This window comes from Actinomadura rugatobispora (assembly GCF_042656285.1).
Taxonomy (GTDB): Bacteria; Actinomycetota; Actinomycetes; order Streptosporangiales; family Streptosporangiaceae; genus Spirillospora; species Spirillospora rugatobispora.
In genome coordinates this window covers 1-9,015 of record NZ_JBHSON010000186.1, presented here as the reverse complement: position 1 = coordinate 9,015, position 9,015 = coordinate 1, and the positions used below count along the sequence as shown (strand labels likewise).

Genomic DNA, 9,015 nt, shown 5'->3' with positions numbered 1-9,015 from the left:
GGCTGCCTCAACCTCAGCCCGGCCAACGCCAAGTGGTACTACGACATCATGCAGCGCGGCGACGTGATGGACCTGACCGGCAGCGACCGCGACGCGCTGGGCGGGCGGAGCCTGCGGGACGCGGCCGCGAGCGACGCCGCCGCCCCGCTGCCCGGCGCCGGCGACCGCATGCTGCGCTCCCCGGCCGCCCGCGAGTCGCTGGAGACCGCCGTCACCACCGTCCGCGACGTCCTGGACGCCGACGCCGCCGCCGTCCTGCTCACCGAGCGCGACGGGCGCCTGGTGCTGGGCGCCTCCGCGGGCCTGCCCGGCGACGTGCCGCTGGGGGAGCTGTCGGTGGTCAACCTCGGCCCCGACGCCCGCGCCGGCTCGCCCTGGGTGTCCTCCGACGCCTCCGACCCCATCGCCGCCGCCCTGCGGGCCCGCTCCCTCGCGGCCGCGCCCCTGGAGTCCCAGGGGCGACTGACCGGCGTCGTCGTCGCCGTGTCCGCGGCCCCGGGCCGCTTCGAGGAGTCCACCGCGACCCGGCTCGGCCGCATCGCCGACGAGATGTCGCTCTCCCTGGAGAAGGCCAGGGTGGGCGAGCTGGAACGGTCCTGGCGCGGCTGGCTCAGCTTCGTCGCCGAGGCCAGCGACCTGCTCGCCGGCACCCTCGACCAGGAGCGCACCATGGCCCTGGTCGCCCAGCTCGTCGTCCCCCGGCTGTCCACCTGGTGCGCCGTCTACACCGTCACCGACGCCGGCGCCGCCCGCCTGGCCTACGTCTGGCACGCCGACGAGACCCGCTCCGACGGCCTGCGCGAGCTGCTGGAGCACGCCGACATGGCGCCCCCGATGGACTCGCCCGGCCCCTGGAACGGCCTGGCCACCGCCCCGCCGGACGTGCGGGCCGCGGCCGGGGCCACCGCCGCCGACCAGGCCTACGCCTTCCCGCTGATCGCCCGCGGCCGCCGGATCGGCACCATCGTGATCGGCCGCCCGCCCGGCGACCGCTTCCCGCGCAGCGCCATCGAGCTGGCCGAGGAGCTGTCCCGCCGCGCCGCCCTGGCCGTCGACAACGCCCGGCTCTACTCCGAGCAGACCGCCATGAGCAGCGCGCTCCAGCGCAGCCTGCTGCCGCCCGCCATCCCCGACATCCCCGGCCTGGAGGTCGCGGTGGTGTACGAGCCGGCCGGCGAGGGCAGCGAGGTCGGCGGCGACTTCTACGACGTCTTCGAGACCACCGGCCCCGCCACCCTGTCCGCGAAGGCCTCCCGCTGGCGCTTCGCCATCGGCGACGTGTGCGGCACCGGCCCGGAGGCCGCCGCCGTCACCGGCCTGGCCCGGCACGCCCTGCGGATCCTGGCCGCCGAGGACATGTCGGTGCCCGACGTGCTGGCCCGGCTCAACCGGCTCATCCTCGCCGAGGGCGAGCGCGGCCGGCTGCTCACCCTGCTGCACGGCGAGATCGCCGCGCGGGCCCGCCGCGACGGCGTCTCGATCAGGCTGACCAGCGCCGGCCACCCGCCGCCGCTGGTCCTGGACCCGGACGGCAAGGTCACCGAGGCCGCCTCCCCGCAGCCGCTGCTGGGGGTGTTCGACGGGGTGGAGTTCCGCACCGAGACCGTCCAGCTGCGCCGCGGCCAGGTGCTGTTGTGTGTTACTGATGGAGTCACCGAACGCCGTTCAGGGGCCCGGCTGCTCGGCGACGGTCACGGTTTGGAAAGACTTCTGTCCGGTTGCACCGGGCTCAGCGCGGGCGCGGTGGCCGCCCGGATCCAGCGCGCGGTACGTGATTTCGGTCCCGAACCGTCGGGCGACGACGTTGCCCTCATCGTTCTCCGGGCGTCATGATGGAGCTCAACAATCGGTAAGGTGGGGTGGCGTGGGGCTTGCTCTGCACACGACACGACAGGACGGCCGCGCGACGATCGCCGCGCGCGGCTCCATCGACCTGCACTCTTCGGACGAGCTGCGGGCGCGGCTCACCGAGCTCGTCGACTCCGGCGAGCGCGAGGTCGTGGTCGACCTGACCGCCGTGGACTTCTGCGACTCCTCCGGCCTGAACGTGCTGGTCCGCGCCTACAAGCACGCCCGCGCCCAGAACGCGACGCTCACCGTCACCGGGGCCTACGGCCGGGTCGAGAACGTCCTGCGCACCACCGGCCTGGACCGCTTCCTCATCGGCGGGGCGGCGGGGGAGGGGGTCGGCTGATGGGCGACGGCGCCCGGGGCCGCGGCACCGCCCGGCGGCCCCGCACCGCGAAGCCGAAAGCCCGCACGGTGGGTGCCGGGTCCTGTACGGTGAGTACCCGACCCTGCACGGCGAGCGCTGGGTGAGCGATCCCATGACCGAGACCACACTGCGTGCGGCCCCCCAGACCGAGGCGGTCGAGTACGCCCGCAGGCTGGCGGCCCGCACCATGCGCACCTGGGCCCTGATGGAGCGCGAGGAGCTGGTGACCGCGATCGTCGCCGAGCTCGTCGCCAACGCCGTGCTGCACGCCGGCACCGCCCTGGAGCTGCGCCTGCTGCGCAGCCCGGGCCGGGTCCGCGTGGAGGTCCGCGACCGGGCCGCCCAGATGCCCCGGCTGACCGTCCCCGGGCCGCTGGACGAATCGCACCGCGGCCTGTTCATCGTCGACCGCTTCGCCAACGACTGGGGCGCCGACCCCGTCACCGGCGGCAAGGTCGTCTGGGCCGAGGTTTCTGTGTAGGCGCGAGCTGCGCTCCTCGCTGGCGCTCGTCGCTTGTCGCGCCTACGGCGAGCGCTGCATCGCTCCGAACTCGCCTGGCGGCTCGCTCCGCGATCAGGTTCTCGCTTCGCTTGAACCTGCCTTCGGACGCGCTCGCAACACCTGAGGTCGTTGTGCGGTCGCGGAGGCGGCTGAGGCGGTCACGTCCGGTGAGGCGCCCGTTCCCGGCTCGTGCCCGGCTGAGACGTTCGTTCCACTGACCGTCCGGCTCGCTGGGGGAGCCGGACGGTCGGTGAGGCGGCCGCCGTCAGTGGGTCTTGCGGTAGAGCTCGGCGACCATGAACGCCAGGTCGAGGGACTGACCGCGGTTGAGACGCGGGTCGCACGCCGTCTCGTACCGCTGGTGCAGATCGTCCTCGTCGATCGGGTGCCCGCCGCCGACGCACTCGGTCACGTCGTCGCCGGTGAACTCGATGTGGATGCCCCCGGGGTGGGTGCCCAGCGCCCGGTGCACCTCGAAGAACCCGGTGACCTCGTCCAGCACGTCGTCGAACCGGCGCGTCTTGTGCCCGCCGCGCGCCTCGAAGGTGTTGCCGTGCATCGGGTCGCAGATCCAGGCGACCCGGGCCCCGCTCCGCTCCACCTTCTCGATCAGCGGCGGCAGCGCCTGCCGCACCTTCGACGCCCCCATCCGGGTGATGAACGTCAGCCGGCCCGGCTCCCGGCCGGGGTCCAGCCGATCGATCAGCGCCAGCGCGTCGTCGGCCGTCGAGGTCGGCCCCAGCTTCACCGCGATCGGGTTGCGGATGTGCCGCAGGAACTCCACGTGCGCCCCGTCCAGCTGCCGGGTGCGCTCACCGATCCACACCAGGTGGGCCGACACGTCGTACGGCAGCCCGCTGAGGCTGTCGACCCGGGTCAGAGCCCGCTCGTACTCCAGCAGCAGCGCCTCGTGGCTGGAGTAGAACTCCACGCTGTGGAACTCGTCGGGATTGACGCCGCACGCCTTCATGAACGTCAGCGCGCGGTCGATCTCCCCGGCCACCTGCTCGTAGCGGCGCCCCGCCGGGCTGCTGGCCACGAAATCCTGGTTCCACGCGTGCACCTGCCGCAGGTCGGCGTAGCCGCCCTTGGTGAACGCCCGGCACAGGTTCAGCGTGACCGCCGCGCTGTGGTAGGCCTTCAGCAGCCGCCAGGGATCGTTCCGCCGCGCTTCAGGGGTGAACTCGAAGCCGTTGACGGCGTCCCCCCGGTAGGCGGGCAGCTCCAGGCCGCCCCGGCTCTCGGTGGGCTTGGACCGCGGCTTGGCGTACTGCCCCGCCATCCGCCCGATCTTGACCACCGGCACGCTGGCGGCGTAGGTCAGCACGACCGCCATCTGGAGCAGCGTCTTGAGCTTGTTCTTGACCGCGTCGGCGTTGGAGCCCTCGAAGGTCTCGGCGCAGTCGCCGCCCTGGAGCACGAACGCCTCGCCCCGGGCGACCTCGCCGAGACGCTCCCTGAGCTGGTCGCACTCGCCGGCGAACACCAGGGGCGGTTGCTTGGCGAGCTCCTCGGCGACGACCCGTACCTCGGCCGGGTCGTCCCACTCGGGCTGCTGGAGTGCGGGGAGGTCGCGCCAGGCGTCGAGGTCCCCCGTGTTGTTCATGGCCATGTCGAGATCTCTACCCTGCGAACGGTCGGTGGAGCGGAGTCTTGCGTTGGACGGGACAAGGCTATGGCACGCCGGGCCCGCGGCATGGGGCGCACGGCGTGGCGAGCACGCCCCCGGCCCCGTGGAGCCCCGGCCCCCGCGGAAAGCGCGAGGGACGGCCCGAAGATCGTTCGGACCGTCCCTGGGGGGAAACGCTCACACGGGCTGGACGGACATCGATGTCACTCGGATCCGGCGATCAGGCCGCCTTGGAGGGGGTGGTGTCGCGCATGGGCCGCCCGCGCATCGGCTCCCCGTCCCCTGCGGGACCGGAGGCCGCGGCGGTGCCCGCCAGCGCCCGGCGGCCGCTGAGGTCGGCGTCCGACGCCAGCTGCCGCAGCCGCCGCAGCGAACGGTCGGTGATCTGCCGCACCCGGTTGTGGCTCAGGCCGTACCGGGCGCCGATCTGCGCGTACGACAGCGGCTGCCCGTTGTCCATCCCGAACCTGGCCCGCAGGATCGCCGACTCCCGCTCGGGAAGCCGCTCCAGCAGCCGCGCCAGGCCCTCCAGATCGTCCAGGGCGAGGATCTCCGCCTCCGGCGTCACGGCCTCCGGGTCCTCCAGAAGATCGCCCATCGGCGTCTCGCCGGCGTCGTCCACGGTCGCGTCCAGGCTGGCGGGGTCGCGGCGCCACCGCATCAGCTCGTCCACGTGCTCGGGCTCGGCGCCGACCGCCTCGGCCAGCTCCTCCCGGCTCGGCTCGCGGCCGAGCTCGCGGCCCAGCTGCCGCTCGGCGCGGCGCAGCCGGGACAGCTCCTCCTCCACGTGGACGGGCAGCCGGATCGTCCGGGCGGTGTGACTGAGCCCACGCCCGATCGCCTGGCGGATCCACCATGTCGCGTACGTCGAGAACTTGTAGCCGCGGCGATAGTCGAACTTCTCCACCGCGCGCATCAGTCCCAGATTGCCCTCCTGGATGAGGTCGATCAGGGGCAGCGAGTCGGTGGGGTACTTGCGGGCGATCGAGACCACGAGCCGGAGGTTGGCCTCCACGAACCTGCGCTTGGCGCGCAGACCCGCCTCGACGAGCTCTTCGAGCTCCTCCAGGGTCGCCCCCTCGGGCGGAGTCCCCTGCTCCAGAAGCTGTTCGGCGTACAGGCCCCCCTCGATCGCCTTCGCCAGATCAACCTCCTCCACCGCGTCCAGCAGCGGCGTGCGGCCGATCCGGTCGAGATACGCCCCGACGAGATCCTTGTCGGGGGCGTCGACCCTGTCGCCCTTGGTACGGGTTGCAGCCATCCTGACCCTTCTCCGATGCGATCTCCCTGAAGGCACAACGCCTAATTACCCCTCTGTGATTCCCGGGTGGGGAATACTGCGAGGCCGTTGACCGCTCTACCCGTCCTGATACCCCGAGCGAGGAGCGAATGACATGGCGACGGTCACACTGACCGCGGAGAACTTCGACGAGGTGGCCCAGAGCGACGGGATCGTGCTGGTCGACTTCTGGGCGGAATGGTGCGGTCCGTGCCGCCGGTTCGCGCCGGTGTTCGAGAAGGCGGCCGGGAACCACCCCGACATCGTCTTCGGCAAGGTCGACACCGACGCCCAGCAGGAGCTGTCCGAGCGCTTCGGCATCGCCTCCATCCCGACGCTGATGGCGATCAGGGACGGGGTGATCGTGTTCGCCGAGCCCGGGGCCCTGCCTGCGCCGACGCTGGAGAACGTGATCGAGCAGGTGCGCGGGCTCGACATGGAGGACGTCCGCAGCCGCCTCAAGTCCTCCTGACCGATTCTGCTCCTCCAAGCCGCCCCGGCCTTCCCCAGGGCGGTTTCAGTTGTGCCATGCGCGATGCGGCCGCCCGGTCTCTCCGGTGCGGCCGCATGGTGCGGGGCGCCCGCCGCATATCCGGAGGGCCCGGAACCCGGGGCGCGCCGCGATGACCGAAAGCGGACGTGCCACCGAGGCCCAGACGCGAGGGCGGAGCATGCCCATTCGACCCCCTGGACGCGTTCACCCGACCAGGGTTTCGGATAGACCAACCCCGTAAGCCCGTCAGGGAGGAGCGACCGATGAGACCACTCCGCCGGGTCGCCCGATCGGCGCCCGTAGCCCGCCTCCGCCAGGCCGGGCGCCCCATTCGCGCCGAGGACTACGTCGAGGACGGCGTCTACGTGATCCGCGCCGACCTGCCCGGAGTCGACCCCGCCCGCGACATCGACGTCTCGGTGCGCGGGGACACCGTCGAGATCAAGGCGATCCGCCGTGACGACCACAAGGCCCGGCACCGCGCCGAGATCCCCTACGGCCTCTTCCGCAGGGTGATGACGCTTCCGGACGAGGCCGACGGCGACACGCTGACGACCCGCTACAGCAACGGCGTCCTGGAAGTGGCGATCGCGCTGCCGGGCGCCGGCCGGGACCCCTCGCCGCTGCGCCGCTGACCGGGCGGGCCGCGCACCGGCGGGGCCGGCGCATCGTCGATGATGGACGGATGCTGGCCGACGTCGTCGAACACCTCGCCTGCCCCGTATGCGGAGACAGCCTCGCACTGCAGACCAGCGCGTTGCGCTGCCCTGCCGGGCATGCGTTCGACATCGCCCGGCAGGGCTACGCGAATCTGCTCTCAGGGCACGCACGGCCGGGCACGGCGGACACCCCCGAGATGGTGCGCGCACGGGAGAGCTTCCTGGGAGCGGGCCACTTCGCCCCGCTCACGGAACTGCTCAGCGATCGCGTGGCGGGCCCCCTTGAGGTCGTCCTGGACGCCGGAGCCGGCACAGGCCACTACCTGCGCTCAGTCCTGGACCGTTCGCCTGGGGCGGTCGGCCTCGCCCTCGACATCTCCAAGCACGCGGCCCGCCGCGCAGCGCGCGCGCACCCGCGCATAGGCGCGATCGTCGCGGACCTGTGGCGCCCCCTGCCGGTACGGTCCGCCGCGGCCGACGCCATCCTGAACGTCTTCGCACCGCGCAACGCCGCCGAATTCCAGCGAGTCCTGAAACCGGGCGGGACGCTCTACGCCGTCACCCCGTCGGAACGCCACCTGGGCACGCTGGTGAGTTCCCTGGGGCTGCTGACGGTCGACGAGCAGAAGACCGAACGCATGGACACGGCACTCGCTGACCGCTTCACCCTGGAGACCCGTGAAGGGCTCGAGACCGAGGTGATGATGACGCGGGACGACGCGGCCACGCTCGTGGGCATGGGGCCCAGCGCCCACCACGTCCCAGCCGAAGAACTGGACAAGCGGCTCGCGGAGCTACCCGATCCGCTGCCAGTGCCGCTGTCCTTCGTGCTCTCGGTGTACCGCCGCCTTGAGCAGTGAACGCCGATCCTGACGCAGCTCAAGGAACACCTGGGGAACGTCGCCGGGCTGCACCACCTCCAGGACGTTCCACGAGACGTCGCCGTACGCCTGGAAACGGAACCGCGCCACGACCGAACGCGTGGCCGCGCTGAGCAGCACCCGCTGCAACGCCTGGCCCGCACGTAGCCAGTCGGCGGGGGCGCTGCCTCGGGTGGTCAGCACGACCCGTTGCGGAACGAGGCCGTCGGCGGGCAGGTGATGAAGGGTCACCCCCTCCAGCCGTGCCGACTCCGCCAGCTCGGTCAGCACCGCGGACGGCAGCGGATCGTTGGCGGCCGTACCACCGCCCGCGGACGGCAGCGGCCGGAGCGTCGCCGCGTACAGGAGACGCTCCAACCTGGTGACACGATGCCGGCCCGATACGCGGACCGTCGCGAGGAGGGCGGGGCTCGACGGATCCGGCAGGAGCCGGACGACGGCCTCGCGCCCGAGCTGCGCGGCGGCCAGGCGGAGATTGACCAGTGCCGCGCCGCAACTCAGATGAAGCCTCCGTCCCGTGGGGTCACCGGTCGCGCGGAACCTGTCCGGATCCGCCCGTACCTCGATCAGCCCGGGCACCACCGTGAAACGCCACGCATGGACGCTGTGCACGGTCGGCCCCATGGTCGCCGCGACGACCAGGCGTTCGGCCGAACGGCGGGTGGAAGAAGTTCCCTTCACGCCGAGCCTCCAGGGGATGCGGGGGGTCATGCCACGAGGCGACCGACTGGAGCGCACGGTACCCGAATGCGCCCCGCCTATGTACGGCGTGACCTGCGATGTTCCAGAGACGGACGGGACCCGAGGGACTGATTTGACGAGTCCGGACCGTGCGCCTAAAGTCATCCATGCCCAAGGGGATGCGGGACGCCGAGAGGCGGACGGCCCCGGCGGGCCGACTCAAAACCGGTTCGAGCTCCGCTCGGCCTGTTGTACGATGAGTCGGTCAGCCCGAGACGGGATGCAGGACGCCGCAAGGTGGCCGGCCCGATGGGCACTACCCAAGGATCAAGAAGGCGGCCTTCGGGCACGCCGGATCTTGGTACGCGGGAACCGGATCACTCTCAGATGTCGAAAAGATCTTCGCAGATCAACTTGACAGCCGAGAACGACCTGGTAAGTTAGAAGGGTTGCCCCGGAGGACGGGCCCGCGAGAGTGGGCGCGAACGCGGTGGGTGTCCGTTTCTTGAGAACTCAACAGCGTGTTAAAAGCCAGTGCCTTTATAGGTTCGACCGTTTAGGTCGGACCACCCCGTGGCCGCGGTCCCTTCTTGTAGGGGGTTCGTGGTGGGGATTTCTTTGAGGCAGTGCACCGGCCCGTGTACGGGTTGGTGTTTTGCTGGGATTTTTTCCTGA

Annotated in this window: 9 protein-coding genes; 6 read left to right on the top strand and 3 right to left on the bottom strand. The window is 71.7% G+C overall.

Annotated elements, in window-relative coordinates:
• The 3 genes from ACFPZN_RS55175 to ACFPZN_RS55165 form a co-directional block, all read left to right on the top strand.
• Positions 1-1,833, top strand: a 1,833-nt coding sequence (locus ACFPZN_RS55175) for a SpoIIE family protein phosphatase (RefSeq protein WP_378293286.1), incomplete at its 5' end; no start/stop codon positions are given.
• 31 nt (positions 1,834-1,864) lie between these two features.
• A complete protein-coding gene (locus ACFPZN_RS55170) occupies positions 1,865-2,194 on the top strand; it encodes an STAS domain-containing protein (RefSeq protein ID WP_378293284.1) in 330 nt (109 codons plus the stop codon).
• Positions 2,195-2,327: 133 nt separating this feature from the next.
• On the top strand, positions 2,328-2,696 hold the full coding sequence (locus ACFPZN_RS55165) for an ATP-binding protein (RefSeq protein ID WP_344588797.1): 369 nt from the start codon (positions 2,328-2,330) through the stop codon (positions 2,694-2,696).
• Between the two features lie 286 nt (positions 2,697-2,982).
• On the opposite strand, the gene ACFPZN_RS55160 is transcribed toward ACFPZN_RS55165, so the two are convergent.
• Both ACFPZN_RS55160 and ACFPZN_RS55155 read right to left on the bottom strand, forming a co-directional pair.
• The gene (locus tag ACFPZN_RS55160) at positions 2,983-4,323 is read right to left on the bottom strand and encodes a class II 3-deoxy-7-phosphoheptulonate synthase (RefSeq protein ID WP_378293288.1); all 1,341 of its coding nucleotides are present in this window, start codon (positions 4,321-4,323) and stop codon (positions 2,983-2,985) included.
• A 244-nt stretch (positions 4,324-4,567) separates the two neighbouring features.
• A complete protein-coding gene (locus tag ACFPZN_RS55155; protein WP_378293281.1) occupies positions 4,568-5,608 on the bottom strand; it encodes a sigma-70 family RNA polymerase sigma factor in 1,041 nt (346 codons plus the stop codon).
• Between the two features lie 133 nt (positions 5,609-5,741).
• On the opposite strand from ACFPZN_RS55155, the gene trxA reads away from it, so the two are divergent.
• From trxA to ACFPZN_RS55140, 3 genes are all read left to right on the top strand, one after another.
• Complete coding sequence (gene trxA, locus ACFPZN_RS55150; RefSeq protein ID WP_378293279.1) at positions 5,742-6,098, top strand: thioredoxin; 357 nt, start codon at positions 5,742-5,744, stop codon at positions 6,096-6,098.
• Between the two features lie 284 nt (positions 6,099-6,382).
• Positions 6,383-6,754, top strand: a complete 372-nt coding sequence (locus ACFPZN_RS55145) for an Hsp20/alpha crystallin family protein (protein WP_378293277.1) — start codon at positions 6,383-6,385, stop codon at positions 6,752-6,754.
• Between the two features lie 50 nt (positions 6,755-6,804).
• On the top strand, positions 6,805-7,638 hold the full coding sequence (locus tag ACFPZN_RS55140) for a putative RNA methyltransferase (protein ID WP_378293275.1): 834 nt from the start codon (positions 6,805-6,807) through the stop codon (positions 7,636-7,638).
• Here ACFPZN_RS55140 and ACFPZN_RS55135 read toward each other — a convergent pair.
• Positions 7,573-8,370 (bottom strand): hypothetical protein, encoded by a 798-nt coding sequence (locus ACFPZN_RS55135; protein WP_378293273.1) that lies wholly within the window; start codon positions 8,368-8,370, stop codon positions 7,573-7,575. The genes ACFPZN_RS55140 and ACFPZN_RS55135 overlap by 66 nt on opposite strands.
• Between the last annotated feature and the right edge of the window lie 645 nt (positions 8,371-9,015).

Excerpts from the sequence above, each read along its gene's own strand:
- ACFPZN_RS55165 (WP_344588797.1), top strand. The coding sequence starts at position 2,328 with ATGACCGAGACCACACTGCGTGCGGCCCCCCAGACCGAGGCGGTCGAG.
- ACFPZN_RS55160 (WP_378293288.1), bottom strand. The coding sequence starts at position 4,323 with ATGAACAACACGGGGGACCTCGACGCCTGGCGCGACCTCCCCGCACTC.
- ACFPZN_RS55155 (WP_378293281.1), bottom strand. The coding sequence starts at position 5,608 with ATGGCTGCAACCCGTACCAAGGGCGACAGGGTCGACGCCCCCGACAAG.
- trxA (WP_378293279.1), top strand. The coding sequence starts at position 5,742 with ATGGCGACGGTCACACTGACCGCGGAGAACTTCGACGAGGTGGCCCAG.
- ACFPZN_RS55145 (WP_378293277.1), top strand. The coding sequence starts at position 6,383 with ATGAGACCACTCCGCCGGGTCGCCCGATCGGCGCCCGTAGCCCGCCTC.
- ACFPZN_RS55140 (WP_378293275.1), top strand. The coding sequence starts at position 6,805 with ATGCTGGCCGACGTCGTCGAACACCTCGCCTGCCCCGTATGCGGAGAC.
- ACFPZN_RS55135 (WP_378293273.1), bottom strand. The coding sequence starts at position 8,370 with ATGACCCCCCGCATCCCCTGGAGGCTCGGCGTGAAGGGAACTTCTTCC.